Consider the following 14,854-nt stretch of genomic DNA (forward strand, 5'->3'; position numbering starts at 1 on the left):
GATGAGGACGCAGGTCGTGGTGGTCGGGGGCGGGCTGGCGGGTACCTCGGCCGCGTTGTTCCTGGCGTGGCGCGGGGTGGACGTGGTGCTCGTCGAGAAGCACCCCGGCAGCTCACCGCACCCGCGGGCGGTCGGTTTCAACGCGCGGGTCGGTGAGCTGCTGCGGGCGGTCGGCATGGGGGACGAGCTGCCGCGCAGCCGGATGACCAGGGGTTTCGGCGTGCGGCGGGTGCGGGCGGAGAGCCTGGTCGGGAAGAAGTACGACGAGACGTTCTGGACGCCACCGGCTCAGCTCACGGACGTCGAGCACTCGCCGGTCAGGGGCGTCGGCGCGGCGCAGGACGTGATGGAGCCGATCCTGCGCGACAAGGCGCGCGCGTTCGGCGCGGACATCCGGATGAGCACCCGGATGCTGGAGTTCTCCCAGGACGACGACGGCGTCACGGCGGTCGTGCAGGGTGACGGGGAGCCGTACGAGATCCGCGCCGACTACCTCGTCGCGGCCGACGGCCACCGCAGCCCGATCCGCGAACAGCTCGGCATCACCCGCACCGGTCGCGGATACATGCACACGTCGCGCAGCGTCTTGTTCCGCGCACCGCTGGACGAGTACCTGAAGGACGGCATCGGCCAGTTCGTGATTGACGACGTCGGCTTCCTCACGACCTACGGCGACGGCCGCTGGGTGCTGATGCTCGACGACCGCGAGTACACCGAGCCGGAGCTGCGGCAGAAGGTCTTCCAGGCCATCGGCCGCGACGACCTCGACGTCGAGGTCATCACCACCGGCCGGTGGACCATCAGCGCGAACGTCGCCGACCGGTTCAGCCGGGGCAGGGTCTTCCTCGCCGGCGACGCCGCGCACACGTTGCCGCCCAGCCGCGGCGGGTTCGGGGCGAACGTCGGCATCGAGGACGCGCACAACCTCGCCTGGAAGCTCGCCGCCGTGCTGGACGGCACGTCACGACCGTCCCTGCTGGACACCTACGACGCGGAACGGCGGCCCGTCGCGACCCTGTGCCACCAGCAGATCTTCGCGCGCAACGACGGCCACAACCGCGGCGGTGAGCCGGAGGACGCGCCGCTGTACGACAACGACGCCATGCACTTCGGCGTGCTCTACCGCTCGGCGGCGGTGCTCGGGGCGGGCGAGGAACTGCCGCCGGCCCGGCTCCCCGAGCAGTGGAACGGCCAGCCCGGCACGCGCGCCCCGCACCTGTGGATCGAGCCGGGGAAGTCCACGTTGGACCTGTTCCAACGCGGCTGGGTGCTGGTGGCGAACGACGCGCTGTGGGCGGACGCGGCCGAACCGCTGGGCGTGCGGTACGAACCCGTCGAGGCGCTCGACGCGTTCGGGCTGTCCGGCAAGGGTGCGTCGCTCGTCCGCCCGGACGGCTACATCGCCTGGCGCGCGACCGAGCTGCCGGACGACCCGGCGGCGGAGCTGGCGGCGGCGTTCAGGACGACCTCTGCAGGAACTCGGTGAGCAGGCGGCTCGTGGTGTGCGGCGCCTCCTGGTTCGGGAAGTGCCCCACCTCGGGCAGCGAGCGGAACTCCGAGCCGGGACCGAGCCACGGCAGGGACGCGCGGGCTGTGGACTCCAGCACCACCGCGTCCAGCTCGCCGTGGATCTGGAGCACCGGCACCGGCAACGGCTTGTCGACCGCCTCGGCGAAGCGGCGGCCGTCGCCGCGCAGCTGGGACCGCACGGCCCAGCGGTAGTACTCCATCGCGCTGTGCGCCACGCCCTGCACGAGCATCGCCTGCCGGCAGCGGCGGACGACCTCGTCGAACTCCGGTGCCGACCGGTACTTCGGGCCCGACCACGCCGACAGCAGCTTGGCCACCTGCAGGCCGTTCTCCCTGGTCAGCAGGCGTTCCGGGTAGAGCGGGAGCTGGAACTGCAGCACGTGCCGGTTCAGCCGGCCCGGTCGGCGGAACGTGCGGCGCAACGCCAGCGGGTGCGGGGCCGACAGCGCGGACACCGACGACACCAGCCGCGGGTGCATGGCGCCGGCCGTCCACGCCAGCAGGCCGCCCCACGCGTGGCCCACCAGGTGCGCGCGTGGGGCGCCGAGCGCCTTGACCAGACCCGCGATGTCACCCGCGAGGGTGAACCCGTCGTACCCGCGCGGGGGTTTGTCCGAGTCGCCGTAGCCGCGCAGGTCGACGGCCACGGCGCGGTAGCCGGCCTCGGCGAGCGCGGTCAGCTGGTGCCGCCACGACCACCAGAACTCGGGGAACCCGTGCAGCAGCAGCACGAGGGGTCCCTCGCCGAGCTCGGCGACGTGCAGGCGGATGCCGTTGGCCGAGACGTCGCGGTGCGTCCACGGCCCCGCGACCCGCACCACCGACGGGTCGGGTTTGCGGCTCAGTTGTCGTCGCCCCTGCCGTGAGAGTCACGGTTGCGCAGTGCGGCCACGGTGTCCTTGGCCGCCGCGATCGACCGCTCCGGCGCCCTGATCTTGCGGACCTTCCGGTAGCCGAGGAACGCGAACAGCCCCGCGGTGACGAGCATCAGCAGGAAGGTCAGCCCGAAGCCGGCCCAGGCGTACCAGCCGAACCACTCGGTGAACCCGAAGCCGAGCGCCATGAACAAGAAGAACAGGCTGAACAGCAGCACCGTCAGCGCGACGATGAAGAAAACACTGCCCCTGAGCGCCTTCTTGACCTCGGCGGCGAGCTCGCCCTTCGCGAGCTCGACCTCTGCTCTGACCAAAGTCGACACGTGCGCGGTCGCGTCGCGGACCAGGCCGCCGATCGAGGCCTCGGCCGCGGGGTCGTCAGCGGTCAGCGGAATCGACGCGATGTGCTCCCTGGTGGTCACCCGGACATGGTGCCATGCGCCCGGCTCCGGCGAATGAGCAACACCGCCGCGAGCAGCGACGCGATCATCGAGGCGAGCAGGACGGCGGCCTTCGCGGTCTCCGGTTCCGGCAGCGACAGCTCCGCGATCAGCAGGCTGACGGTGAACCCGACCCCGCCCAGCGTCGCCACCGCCACGATGTCGCGCGGCCCCGCCCCGGCCGGCCAGACCGCCGCCTTGAACCACACCGCGAGCGCCGACGCCCCCACGATCCCGATCACCTTGCCGACGACGAGCCCGACCACCACACCGATCGCGATCTTGTCCTCGAAGAGCTTGCCGAACGCCTCCGCGCCGACCGGCACACCCGCCGCGAACAGCGCGAACACCGGTACCGCCACGCCCGCCGACCACGGCTGCAACCGGTGTTCGAGGCGCACGGCCGGTGCGTGCTGCTCGTACGGGTCGCGCTTGACCCGCGTCAGCAGCGCGAGCGCGACACCGGCGATCGTGGCGTGGATGCCCGACTCGTGCATGAACCACCAGGTGGCCAGCGCGATCGGCACGTACAGCAACGGCGTGGTGATCCTCTTGTGCTGGAGGAACCAGTACAGCGCCAGCAGCGCCACCACGGCACCCGCCGCGAGCAGGTTGAACTGCGCCGTGAACAGGACAGCGATCACCACGATCGCGCCCAGGTCGTCGACCACCGCGAGCGAGAGCAGGAAGACCCGCAGGCTCGACGGCAGTCCCGACGCCGTCAGCGCGAGCACCCCGAGCGCGAACGCGATGTCCGTGGCCACCGGGATCGCCCAGGCCTTCTCGATCCCCGGCTGCCCCCACCCGATCGACAACGCGATCAGCGCCGGCACGACCATGCCGCCGACCGCCGCGATGATCGGCAGGGCCGCGGCCTTGATGTTCGAGAGCTCGCCGACGACGAGCTCGCGCTTGAGCTCAAGGCCGGCCACGAAGAAGAAGACGGCCAGCAGACCGTCCTTGGCCCAGTCGCCGACGGACAACGGCCCGAGGTGCAGGTCGCGCAGCCCGAAGTAGGCGGGTGCCCACGGCGAGTTGGCCCACAGCAGGGCGATCGCGGTGGCGCCGAGCAGAACGGTGCCACCGACGGTCTCGGTGCGGAGGTAACGGGCGAACTCGGCGACGACGGCCTTCTTGCGCGACACGGGGCTCCCAGGGCGGTCTGCGGGCACGACAAATCCTCGTGCCGACCAGACTTCCCGGCTCACCCTGCCGCAACCTTAACGCGAACGGGCGTCCCCCGAAGAGGACGCCCGTCACGTTTGCGCAGATCAGTATCAGTCCTCCGACTTGCCCGACTGCAGGCCCGCCGAGATCAGGTCCATCACCGACGAGTCCGCGAGCGTCGTCACGTCGCCGACCGCGCGGTTCTCCGCCACGTCGCGCAGCAGGCGGCGCATGATCTTGCCCGAGCGCGTCTTCGGCAGCTCCGGCACGACCATGATCTGCCGCGGCTTCGCGATCGGGCCGATCTCCTTGGCCACGTGGTCGCGCAGCGCCTTGATCGCCTCCGCGCCACCGGCGTCGGCACCCGCGCCACCGCGCAGGATCACGAACGCCACGATGCCCTGGCCGGTCGTGTCGTCGGACGCGCCGACGACCGCGGCCTCGGCCACGGTCGGGTGCGACACGAGCGCCGACTCGACCTCGGTGGTCGAGATGCGGTGGCCCGACACGTTCATCACGTCGTCGACGCGGCCGAGCAGCCACAGGTCGCCGTCGGCGTCGTACTTGGCACCGTCACCGGCGAAGTAGTAGCCCTGGTCCTTGAAGCGCGACCAGTACGTGTCGCGGTAGCGCTCGTCGTCGCCCCAGATGCCGCGCAGCATCGACGGCCACGGCTCGTCGAGCACCAGGTAGCCACCGCCGCCGTGCTCGACCTCGACACCCTCGTCGTTGACGACCTTCGCGCCGATGCCGGGCAGCGGGCGCTGCGCGGAACCGGGCTTGGTCGCGACGACACCGGGCAGCGGCGAGATCATGATCGCACCGGTCTCGGTCTGCCACCACGTGTCCACGATCGGCGCCTTGCCGCCACCGACGTTCTCGCGGTACCACATCCACGCCTCGGGGTTGATCGGCTCGCCGACCGAACCCAGCACCCGCAGCGACGACAGGTCGTACCTGGCCGGGATGTCCGCGCCCCACTTCATGAAGGTGCGGATCAGCGTCGGCGCCGTGTAGTAGATGGAGACGCCGTACTTCTGCACGATGTCCCAGTGCCGGCCCTCGTCCGGGGTGTTCGGCGTGCCCTCGTAGACGACCTGCGTCACGCGGTTCGACAGCGGTCCGTAGACGATGTAGCTGTGGCCGGTGACCCAGCCGATGTCCGCGGTGCACCAGTAGACGTCGGTGTCCGGCTTGAGGTCGAACACGTTGTGGTGCGTGTACGACGCCTGCGTGAGGTAGCCGCCGGACGTGTGCAGGATGCCCTTCGGCTTCCCCGTGGTGCCCGAGGTGTAGAGGATGAAGAGCGGGTGCTCGGAGTCGAACGCCTCCGGGGTGTGCTGGTCGGACTGCGCGTCCACCAGCTCGTGCCACCACACGTCCCTGTCGGTCCACGCGACCTCGGTGTCGGTGCGCTTGACGACGACGACCTTCTCCACCGACGGCGCGCCCGCGACGGCCTCGTCGACGGCCGGCTTGAGCGGGGCCGGGTTGCCGCGGCGGTACTGGCCGTCGGTCGTGATGACGAGCCGGGCCTCGGAGTCCTGGATGCGGGTGCGCAGCGCCTCGGCGGAGAAGCCGCCGAACACGACGTTGTGCAACGCGCCGACGCGGGCGCAGGCGAGCATCGCGAAGATCGCCTCGGGGATCATCGGCATGTAGATCGCGACGCGGTCCTGCGCGCCGATGCCCAGCGAGGTCAACGCGTTCGCGGCCTTGGAGACCTCGCGCTGCAGCTCGTCGTAGGTGATGGTGCGGGAGTCGCCGGGCTCGCCCTCCCAGTGGATCGCGACCTGCTCGCCGTGGCCGGACTCGACGTGGCGGTCGACGCAGTTGTAGGCGACGTTGAGCTTGCCGCCCACGAACCACTTCGCGAACGGCGCGTCCGACCAGTCGAGCACCTGGTCCCACTTCGTGTCCCAGTGCAGCCGTTCCGCCTGCTTCGCCCAGAACGCCTCGCGGTCGGCCTTCGCCTCCTCGTACAGCGCGGGCTGTGCGTTCGCCTGTGCCGCGAACTCGTCGGAAGGCGGGAACGTCCTGCTCTCCGTGAGCAGGTTGTCCAGGGCGTTGCCCTGGCCTGGCGACTGCGTCATGGTGCGAGACCTCCTGGAAAGTCCAGACCTGTTCGGGATGCGGGTACTGACCGTAGTGCGAGCCAGCTCACTCCAACAGGCTCCTCCCCTGAAAGGTTCAGACCAATCTTGGGAGGTTGGTTACACGGCTGTCACTGTGTAACCCGTTTTGTCTGGTCCAGGCACGTGTGGCGCGTTGAACGGGCGAAGTTGCGCGCTCAACGGTCGCCCAGTGAGCTGGGTCACGCGTTTCACCTGGTCAGGTACTCTGCGCGACCGTGACCGATCCCCTCGCCCCGCTGCTTTCCCTGCCCGGTGTCGCAGACGCCGCGAACGCGGCCAAGGACGCCGTTTTCCAGGTGCACCGCCATCGGGTGAACCTGCGCGGCTGGGCCACGACCGCGGCCGAGGCGTCCGTCCGCGCGGCACGGGCGTCGGCGGCGCTGGAGGGCGGCCCGACCGAGATCCCGGAGTCCGGCGAGGTCTCCGACCCGGTGCTCGCGGGCTCGCTGCGGATCGCGGAGGCGCTCGGCGGCCTGGTCGCCGTCTGGCAGCGCGCACCGCTGCAGGCGCTGGCGCGGCTGCACGTCCTCGCCGCGGCGGACCTGACCCCGGAGGTCGGCCGGCCGCGCGTCGCACAGGACGTGTCGCAGCGGCTCGACCTGCTCGGCTCGCTCGTCACCGGCGGCACCTCGGTGCCCGCGCCCGTGCTCGTCGCGGTCGTGCACGGCGAACTGCTCGGCCTGGCCCCGTTCGACGTCGCGAACGGCGTGGTGGCCCGCGCCGCCGCCCGGCTGACGTCGATCTCCACCGGCCTCGACCCCAAGGGCCTCGGCGTGCCGGAGGTGGCGTGCCTGCGCCGGTCGGCGGAGTACGAGGCGGCGTCCGTGGCGTTCGCGTCGGGCGAACTGGAGGGCCTGGCGCAGTGGATCCTGTTCGTGTGCTCGTCGCTGGAGGCGGGCGCCCGCGAGGCCAGGAGCATCGCGGACGCCGCGCTCACCGGATGACGTCGGCCAGGACCTCGGCGGCCCGCACCGCGTCCTCGTCGGTCACGTAGAGCGGCGCGAACCCGAACCGCAGGACGTCCGGCGGCCGGTGGTCGCCGATGACACCTCGCGCGATCAGCTCGTCCATCACGGCCTTGGCGTCCGGGCAGCGCACGGAGATCTGGTTGCCGCGCCGCTCCGGCGTGATCACCTCCAGGTCCGTGAGCTCCTCGACCCGCTCGCGGAACACCGCGGTGAGCCGGAGCCCGCGCTCGCGCAGCTCGGCGAGGTCCACGTCGTCCCACACGTCCAGTGCCGCGTCGAGCGCCAGCATCGACAGGATGTCCGGCGTGCCGACCCGTGCCCGCGCGATGCCCGGATCGGGCTCGTAGGACGACTTCATGCCGAACGGCTCGCGGTGCCCGTTCCACCCCGACAGCGGGTTCTCGAACGTGGCCTGCTTCGCGTGCGGCACGTAGATGAACGCCGGCGAGCCGGGCCCGCCGTTGAGGAACTTGTAGGTGCAGCCGACCGCGAAGTCGACTTGGAGCTCGTCCAAGGCGATCGGCAGCACGCCCGCGCTGTGGCAGAGGTCCCACACCACCTGCGCGCCGGCCGCGTGCACCTGCTCGGTGAGCGCCTTCATGTCGTGCAGCTCGCCGGTGCGGTAGTCGACCTGGTTGAGCAACACCACCGCGGTGTCCCCGGTGAGGTCCAAAGAGGACGGATGTGCGGCCCGGACCTTGAGGCCCGTCAACGAGGCCACGGACTCCGCGATGTAACCGTCGGTCGGGAACGTCGCCTCGTCGACCACGACCTCGCCGCGCTCGGTGCCCTTCACCGCACCCATCAACGCCTTGAACACGTTGACCGACGTGGAGTCGCCGACCACGACCTGCCCCGGTGCGGCCCCGACCAGCCGGCCGATCCGGTCACCGATCCGTTGCGGCGCCTCCCACCAGCCCTCGGACCACGACCGGATCAGCCGCGTTCCCCACTGGTGCGCAACGACCTCCTGCATCCGGGCGGCGACGTGCCTCGGCGGTGCGCCGAGGGAGTTGCCGTCGAGGTAGATGACGCCTTCGGGGAGGTCGAACAGCTCACGCTTCACTGAGGTCTCCAAAGCAGAAGCCCGATTGGTTCGGGAAAGTGGGGTCCGGGCAACCATCCGGATCGTCTCCCGCTGTGACGAATGCAGTACGCTGTGTTTCGTGCGAACGGCGTACAAGTGCCGGGCGTATCCGAGTGCAGAACAGATCACCGGGCTGGTCCGCACCTTCGGGTGTGTCCGCCTGGTGTGGAACAAGACTTTGAGCGAACGGCAGAGCCGTTACCGTCTGCATGGCGCTTCCACCTCGTATCGAGAAACCGATGCTGCTTTGACCCGGTGGAAACGCACTGAGGAGCTGGCCTTTCTGAGTGAGGTGTCCTCCGTTCCGTTGCAGCAAACCCTGCGTCACCAACATGCGGCATTCGCGAACTTCTTCGCGGGACGCGCCCGTCGTCCGAGGTTCAAGTCTCGAACCGGTCGTCAGAGTGCGCACTACACCCGGTCGGCGTTCCGCATGCGCGAAGGTGTCCTGACCCTGGCGAAGACCAACGCGTCCTTGGCATTCGTCTGGTCGTACGACGAGGTGGACTTGGCCACTCTCGATCCCACGACGGTGGTGGTCTCTCGAGATTCCGATGACCGCTGGTATGTGACATTCGCAGTCGAGGCGGATGTGCGCGCACCTGTCGCGTCGACGGTGTGCGAGGTCGGTGTTGATCTCGGCGTCACGAACTTCCTGGTGACCAGTGACGGCGAGCGGATCGCCAATCCGCGGCATTTCGCCCACAAGGCGCGGAACTTGGCCCGGTACCAACGCCGGATGGCTCGGTGTCGGCCCGGCAGCAACAACAGGCGCAAGGCGAAGGTCAAAGTCGCTCGTGCTCATGGCAAAGTCCGCGACAGTCGCAAAGATTTCCTGCACCGCACCACGACCGCACTTGTGCGCAAAGCCGCTCTGATCGCCATCGAGGACCTGTCGATCGGAAACCTGATGCGCAACCGCCGGCTTTCCCGCGCTATCGCCGACGCGGGCTGGGGCGAGTTTCGGAGACAGCTGGAGTACAAGTGCCAACGTGCCGGCCGCACGTTGGTGGTGATCAACCGTTGGTACCCGTCCAGCAAGACCTGTTCCACCTGTGGTCACCGGCTCGTCGAGCTGGAGCTTTCCACCCGGCACTGGACGTGCCCGACCTGTCGCACCCGGCACGACCGGGACCACAACGCGGCGAAGAACATCCTTGCGGCTGGTCGAGCCGTAGCCCGGGCAACGCCGGGCGATGCCTGCGGAGCTGATGTCAGACGGCAAGGGGTTTCCCCTCCGCGATCAGCGGTGAAACAGGAAGCCCGTGCCGCGAGGCACAGCGCTTGAGCGCTGTCCGCCTCACGGCGGGTGGGAGTCCGCGTCCCTGGGACGAGGGCGAAGTCAAACGTAGCTCCTCGCGGTCCACAGCTCCGGGAACACCGCTCGTTGGGTGCGCTTCTCCAGCCATGCAACACCGGCGGACCCACCCGTGCCCACCTTCGCGCCCATCGAACGGCGGGTCGCGAGCAGGTGGTCGTAGCGCCAGCGCGCGAACTCCTCCGCGATGTCGGTCAGCGCCTCGCCGAGCTCCAGCAGGTCGCGGTCGTCGCCGCGGTAGATCGCCGCCCACACCTGCTCCACCTCGGCGGACGGCTCGTAGGCCTTGGTGAGGTCGCGGTCGAGCACCTCGGCGGGGATGCCGAAACCACGGCGCTTCAAGGCCGCGAGCACGTCGTCGTAGAGCGACGGCTTCGACAGCGACTCCTCCAGCTGCGCGTGCATCGCGGGCACGGCGCGGTGCGGCACGAGCATCGACGCCGACTTCTCGCCGAGCAGGAACTCCACCTCGCGGTACATGCCGGACTGGAAGCCGGAGCCCTCGCCCAAGGCGTCGCGGAAGGAGTTGAACTCGGTCGGCGTCATCCGCGCGATCGGGCGCCACGCCGCGGACAGCGCCTGCAGGTGCAGGTCGGAGCGGCGCAGCGTGCGCACGGCAGCGCGCAGGTCGTCGGCGCGCAGCTCGGTCTGGGCCTGGCGCCACTCGAAGCAGAGCAGGCCGAAGTACAGCTCCATCACCTGCGTGATGACCAGGAACGACATCTCACGGGGATCTTTGGACCACTGCTGTTGAAGGGTGTGCAGCACCGACGCGTGCACGTAGTCCTCGTACGGCGTGGTGCCGCCGAAATCCAGCTTGGGGGACACGGGGCAGCTCATGCCCTCAATCCTGGCTCGAAGTGCGCGTCACCTGAATGGGCGTCGAAAGGCGTTCGACGCGAATCTCTGCCAATCGCAAAGCGGAGAGCCGAGTAGCTTTGCGTTCATGTTGGACGACGTGGACAAGGCCCTGTTGGAGGCGCTCCAAGAGGATGCGCGCCTGTCGTACAACGAGCTGGCGCGGCGGGTGCACGTGTCGCCGCCGACGGTCGCTCAGCGCGTGCGGCGGTTGGAGAACATGGGTGCGATCACCGGTTATCGCGCCGTGGTCGACCCGACTGTCGTGGGGCGTCCGGTCGTCGCGTTGGTGCGCATGAAGTGCTACGGGCCGCGGTGCATCACCGTGCACCCCGAGCTGCTGGACGACCTGCCGGAGGTCGTGGAGGTCGTGCGGCTCACCGGTGACATCTGCTCGGTGGTGAAGGTCGTCACCACGTCCATCCTTGAGCTGGAACGCCTGCTGGTCCGGTTGGCGTCGCACGGTGAGACGTCCAGCGCAATGGTGCTGTCCACGCCGATCCCGTGGCGTCCGGTGCTGCCGGGATAAGTGGAATCTCAGATTCAAATTAAGCTAGCCTCGGTCGGGTGAGGCTGACGAAGAGCACGGACATCGCGCTGCGGATCGTGATGAGGCTTGCCGTCGTGGACGGCTCGGAGCACCCGACCACACGGGACGTCGCCGCGGTCATGGGCGTGCAGTACACCCATGCGGCGAAGGTCGTGGCGCAGCTGCAGCACCTCGGTGTCGTGGAGGCGCGACGCGGCCGGGGCGGTGGCCTGACGCTCACCGCGCAGGGCCGGGCCGTGTCGATCGGCCGGCTGATGCGCGAGCTGGAAGGCGTCGGGGACGTCGTGGACTGCGAGGGCGAGCTGCGGTGCCCGCTCAGCTCGGCCTGCCGGTTGCGCCACGCCCTGCGCCAGGCGCAGGAGGCGTTCTACGCCTCGCTCGACCCGTTGTCCGTCGGAGACCTCGTCGCCCGGCCCACCGGTCCGGTTCTGCTCAGCCTGGGGCTGAAGTGAGGAGCACGTCGATGCTGTCGGAGAAGTCCGCCGAGCTGGTCGAGGCCACGTTGCCCGCGGTCGGCGCCGCCATCGGCGAGATCAGCACGCTCTTCTACCGGCGCATGTTCGCCGAGCACCCGATCCTGCTGCGGGACGTGTTCAACCGCGGCAACCAGGCCAACGGCACCCAGGCCCAGGCGCTCGCCGGGTCGGTCGCGGCCTTCGCGTCCGGCCTGCTCGCCGGGCAGCGGCCCGACGCGATGCTGCGCCGCATCGCCCACAAGCACGTCTCGGTCGGCGTCACGCCCGGTCAGTACGCGGTGGTGCACAAGCACCTCCTCGGTGCCGTCGCCGAGGTCCTGGCCGTGTCGGACGAGGTCGCCGCCGCCTGGAGCGAGGTCTACTGGCTGATGGCCGACACGCTGATCGGCCTGGAGCGGTTCCTGCCCACGGGCCAGCAGGACCACCGGGTGATCGCCCGCTTCCAGGAGACCGACGACGTGGTGACGTTCGTGGTCAGACCGGTCGACGGGCCGGTGCCGGCGAGCCAGCCCGGTCAGTACGTGTCGGTGCAGGTCCCGCTGCCCGACGGTGCCCGGCAGATCCGCCAGTACAGCCTTTCCGGGCGCACCGACGACGCGTTGCAGTTCTCCGTGAAGCGCGACGGCGAGGTGTCGAACCACCTGCACGACCACGCGCCGGTGGGCAGCACGCTGCGGCTGAGCCAGCCGGCCGGTGACGTGACGCTCCAGCCCGGCGACGGCCCGGTGCTGCTCGCCTCGGCCGGCATCGGCTGCACGCCCATGATCTCGATGCTCGCCGAGCTCGCGGCCACCGGCTCACCGCGGCGGGTCATCGCCGTGCACGGCGACCGCGACCAGCTCAGCCACCCGTTCCGCGCCGGTCTCGGCCAGCTCGTGGCGAAGCTCGCCGACGGGCAGGCGCACGTCTTCTACGAGCGGCCGATCGGGGAGTGGCCGGCCGAGCGGACCGGGTTCGTCGACCTGAGCGGCATCGAGGTCCCGCCGGACACGACCGCGTACCTGTGCGGGCCGGTGCCGTTCCTGCGCGCGGTGCGGGCCCAGCTCCTCGTCGCAGGTGTCACCGACGTCCACTACGAGGTGTTCGGGCCGGACCTCGTGTCAGCCGGCTAGCCGGTCCAGCGCGTCGCGGACGTGGCCCTTGCTGTCCTCCAGCGCGGCGGCCGCCCGTTCGGTCGGCACCCCGGACAGCAGGTGCACCAGCGCGACCTTGAGGTCACCGGACGAGTCCACGAGCGCCTTCTCGCAGGCGTTCTCGGGCAGTCCGGTGGCCTCGTGCAGAATCCGGATCGTCCGCCCGCGCAGCTTGGCGTTGGTGGCGCGCATGCTGACCATCAGGTTCGAGTAGGTGCGACCGAGCTTGACCATCACCGCCGTCGAGAACGAGGTCAGCACCAGCTTCTGCGCCGAACCCGCCTTCATCCGCGTCGACCCGGCGATCGCCTCCTGCCCGGTGTCGAGCGCGACCAGCACGTCCGGTGTGATCGGCACGGCGGCGTTGTTGGAGATCAGCACCGTGTGGGCGCCGAGCGCCTGCGCCTCCTGCAGCGCACCGATCACGAACGGCGTGCGCCCGGACGCCGTGATGCCCACGACCAGGTCCCCGGCGGTGGCGTGGCGGCGGATCTGGGCGGCGCCGGAGTGGTCCTCGACCTCCTCGACCGCGCGGACCAGCGCCTCCGATCCACCGGCGTGGTGGGCGACGAACCAGTCGGACGGCGCGTTGAACGTGGGCACCAGCTCGGCGGCGTCCAGCGTGGCCAGCCGCCCGGAGGTGCCGGCGCCGACGTAGTGCACCCGGCCGCCGGCCGAGATCGCGGCGACGCCGAGGTCGACCGCGCGCGCCAGCTCCGGCAGCACCGCGGCGACCGCGGCGGGGACCGTGCGGTCCTCGTCGTTGATCATCCGCAGCACGTCGATCGTGGGAACCCGGTCGATGTCGGCCGTGCGCGGGTTCCGCCCTTCGGTCGGAGACTCCACGTGCACCACCACACCGTTCCGGGGCGAGGTCATTTAGTCGTCTCCCGCGGCCGCCGGCGTCCGTCCGGTCTGGCTCCGAGCCGGTGGCCGGACACCGCCTCGTAGGTCGCCTCCAGCGCCGTCTTCGCCGTGTCCACGTGGTGCTGGGCGACGCCGATGAACAGGCAGTCGATCACGGTCAGCTGGGCGATGCGGCTCGCCATCGCACCCGAGCGGAACGTGGTCTCGCGCGCCGCCGTGGTCAGCACGTGGTCGGAGACCTCGGTGATCGGCGAGCGCGGGAAGTTCGTCAGCGCCACGGTGGTGGCCCCGGTCTCGCGGGCCACGCGCAGCGCCTCGACGGTCTCCGAGGTGGAGCCGGTGTGCGAGATGCCCACCGCCACGTCCGCCTCGGTCAGCACCGCGGCCGAGGTCAGCGCGATGTGCGTGTCGTTCCACGCGAAGCAGGTCAGCCCGATGCGGTGCAGCTTCTGCTGGAGGTCGAACGCCACGAACGCGCTGGCGCCGAAGCCGTAGACGTCCACGCGGCGTGCGCCCGCGACGGCCTCGACGACCTTCGCGAGCGACTCCACGTCCAGCTGTTCCGCCGTCTCCTCGACGGCGCGGGCATCGGCGAACGCGACCTTGCCGACGACCTGGCGGAGGTCGTCGCCGGGGCCGATGTCGCCGCCCATGTCGTGGTTGGCCCTGGCCTGGCTGCGGGCGGTGTCCGCGGCCAGCGCGATGCGCAGCTCCGGGTAGCCGCCGACGCCGATGGCCTTGCAGAACCGCGTCACCGTGGTCTCGCTGGTGCCCGCCTGCTCGGCGACCTCGGTGATGCTGCGGTGAGCGACCGTGGCCGGGTTCTCCAGCACCACCTTGGCGACGCGCTGCTCGGCGCGCGCGAGACCCGGCAGCAACGACCGGATCTTCACCAGCGGACTGGACTCGGCACTGCTCTCAGTGGACACGTGGGAAACTTACTAACCGCCACCCCCAGGGTCAACGGAGTGTGTCCGAAAGTCACCCTCTCGGCCAGCCGTTCAGCGGACGTCGGGCTTCTTCCTGGTCGACACCGCGATCCGGTTCCACGAGTTGATCGTGAAGATGAGGGCGATGAGCTGCGCCAGCTCCTCCTCGTCGAAGTGCTGCGCTGCCCGCTCGTAGACCTCGTCGCTGACGTACTCGTGGCTGCTCAGGACGGTGATGGCCTCGGTGAGCCTCAGCGCGGCCTGCTCTTTTTCGGTGTAGACGTCGCCCGCCTCCTCCCACGCGTTGAGCAGGTAGATGCGGGCCTCGGTCTCACCGCCCTTCCGTGCGTCGACGGTGTGCATGTTGAGGCAGTAGGCGCAGTGGTTGAGCTGCGAGGCGCGGATGCGGACCAGCTCGGCGAGCTGCTCGTCGAGGCCCTCGCGGGCAGCGGCGTCGAGGGCGATCATGGCGCGGTAGACCTTCGGCGCCTTCTTGGCGAGGTCGATTCGGTTCGTCATGT

General features: G+C 70.1%; 15 protein-coding genes. 6 read left to right on the forward strand and 9 right to left on the reverse strand.

What is annotated here, in order from left to right; translation table 11 throughout:
* Position 1: 1 nt before the first annotated feature.
* Complete coding sequence (locus AB0A63_RS04005; protein WP_360385096.1) at positions 2 to 1,486, forward strand: FAD-dependent oxidoreductase; 1,485 nt, start codon at positions 2 to 4, stop codon at positions 1,484 to 1,486.
* Here the strand turns inward: AB0A63_RS04005 and AB0A63_RS04010 are convergent.
* The 4 genes from AB0A63_RS04010 to acs form a co-directional block, all read right to left on the reverse strand.
* The gene (locus AB0A63_RS04010) at positions 1,458 to 2,375 is read right to left on the reverse strand and encodes an alpha/beta hydrolase (protein WP_360386597.1); all 918 of its coding nucleotides are present in this window, start codon (positions 2,373 to 2,375) and stop codon (positions 1,458 to 1,460) included. The two genes, AB0A63_RS04005 and AB0A63_RS04010, sit on opposite strands and share 29 nt — an antisense overlap.
* Positions 2,372 to 2,827: a phage holin family protein gene (locus AB0A63_RS04015; RefSeq protein WP_360385098.1), complete on the reverse strand. Its 456-nt coding sequence runs from the start codon at positions 2,825 to 2,827 to the stop codon at positions 2,372 to 2,374. The genes AB0A63_RS04010 and AB0A63_RS04015 overlap by 4 nt, the downstream gene beginning before the upstream one ends.
* A complete protein-coding gene (nhaA, locus tag AB0A63_RS04020; RefSeq protein WP_360385100.1) occupies positions 2,824 to 3,990 on the reverse strand; it encodes a Na+/H+ antiporter NhaA in 1,167 nt (388 codons plus the stop codon). The genes AB0A63_RS04015 and nhaA overlap by 4 nt, the downstream gene beginning before the upstream one ends.
* Positions 3,991 to 4,122: 132 nt before the next feature.
* Positions 4,123 to 6,105: an acetate--CoA ligase gene (gene acs, locus AB0A63_RS04025; RefSeq protein WP_360385102.1), complete on the reverse strand. Its 1,983-nt coding sequence runs from the start codon at positions 6,103 to 6,105 to the stop codon at positions 4,123 to 4,125.
* Positions 6,106 to 6,362: 257 nt separating this feature from the next.
* On the opposite strand from acs, the gene AB0A63_RS04030 reads away from it, so the two are divergent.
* Positions 6,363 to 7,091 carry an oxidoreductase gene (locus tag AB0A63_RS04030; protein ID WP_360385104.1) on the forward strand — a complete coding sequence of 243 codons (729 nt, stop codon included), beginning with the start codon at positions 6,363 to 6,365 and terminating at the stop codon, positions 7,089 to 7,091.
* Here AB0A63_RS04030 and kynU read toward each other — a convergent pair.
* Complete coding sequence (gene kynU, locus AB0A63_RS04035; protein WP_360385106.1) at positions 7,081 to 8,238, reverse strand: kynureninase; 1,158 nt, start codon at positions 8,236 to 8,238, stop codon at positions 7,081 to 7,083. The two genes, AB0A63_RS04030 and kynU, sit on opposite strands and share 11 nt — an antisense overlap.
* A 43-nt stretch (positions 8,239 to 8,281) precedes the next feature.
* Here kynU and AB0A63_RS04040 point away from each other — a divergent pair, with 43 nt between their 5' ends.
* Positions 8,282 to 9,490 (forward strand): RNA-guided endonuclease TnpB family protein, encoded by a 1,209-nt coding sequence (locus tag AB0A63_RS04040; RefSeq protein ID WP_360385108.1) that lies wholly within the window; start codon positions 8,282 to 8,284, stop codon positions 9,488 to 9,490.
* A gap of 54 nt (positions 9,491 to 9,544) precedes the next feature.
* Here AB0A63_RS04040 and AB0A63_RS04045 read toward each other — a convergent pair whose 3' ends face one another.
* On the reverse strand, positions 9,545 to 10,360 hold the full coding sequence (locus tag AB0A63_RS04045; protein ID WP_360385110.1) for a tryptophan 2,3-dioxygenase family protein: 816 nt from the start codon (positions 10,358 to 10,360) through the stop codon (positions 9,545 to 9,547).
* A 106-nt stretch (positions 10,361 to 10,466) separates the two neighbouring features.
* Here AB0A63_RS04045 and AB0A63_RS04050 point away from each other — a divergent pair, with 106 nt between their 5' ends.
* Genes AB0A63_RS04050 through AB0A63_RS04060 form a run of 3 tightly spaced genes read left to right on the forward strand, consistent with a single transcriptional unit; the run spans position 10,467 to position 12,516 of the window.
* Complete coding sequence (locus tag AB0A63_RS04050; RefSeq protein ID WP_355559845.1) at positions 10,467 to 10,907, forward strand: Lrp/AsnC family transcriptional regulator; 441 nt, start codon at positions 10,467 to 10,469, stop codon at positions 10,905 to 10,907.
* Positions 10,908 to 10,945: 38 nt separating this feature from the next.
* A complete protein-coding gene (locus AB0A63_RS04055; RefSeq protein ID WP_360385112.1) occupies positions 10,946 to 11,380 on the forward strand; it encodes an Rrf2 family transcriptional regulator in 435 nt (144 codons plus the stop codon).
* Between the two features lie 11 nt (positions 11,381 to 11,391).
* Entirely contained in the window at positions 11,392 to 12,516 is a 1,125-nt protein-coding gene (locus AB0A63_RS04060; protein WP_360385114.1) for a globin domain-containing protein, read from the forward strand.
* On the opposite strand, the gene AB0A63_RS04065 is transcribed toward AB0A63_RS04060, so the two are convergent.
* The 3 genes from AB0A63_RS04065 to AB0A63_RS04075 form a co-directional block, all read right to left on the reverse strand.
* Positions 12,505 to 13,416: an N-acetylmuramic acid 6-phosphate etherase gene (locus AB0A63_RS04065; protein ID WP_360385116.1), complete on the reverse strand. Its 912-nt coding sequence runs from the start codon at positions 13,414 to 13,416 to the stop codon at positions 12,505 to 12,507. The genes AB0A63_RS04060 and AB0A63_RS04065 overlap by 12 nt on opposite strands.
* Positions 13,413 to 14,333 (reverse strand): MurR/RpiR family transcriptional regulator, encoded by a 921-nt coding sequence (locus AB0A63_RS04070; RefSeq protein WP_360385118.1) that lies wholly within the window; start codon positions 14,331 to 14,333, stop codon positions 13,413 to 13,415. Before AB0A63_RS04070 ends, AB0A63_RS04065 begins: the two co-directional genes overlap by 4 nt.
* Before the next feature lie 72 nt (positions 14,334 to 14,405).
* Positions 14,406 to 14,852 carry a carboxymuconolactone decarboxylase family protein gene (locus AB0A63_RS04075; protein WP_360385120.1) on the reverse strand — a complete coding sequence of 149 codons (447 nt, stop codon included), beginning with the start codon at positions 14,850 to 14,852 and terminating at the stop codon, positions 14,406 to 14,408.
* Positions 14,853 to 14,854 lie beyond the last annotated feature (2 nt).

Origin of the sequence: Lentzea sp. NPDC042327, assembly GCF_040647275.1 — a bacterium.
In the GTDB taxonomy this organism is placed as follows: Bacteria; Actinomycetota; Actinomycetes; order Mycobacteriales; family Pseudonocardiaceae; genus Lentzea.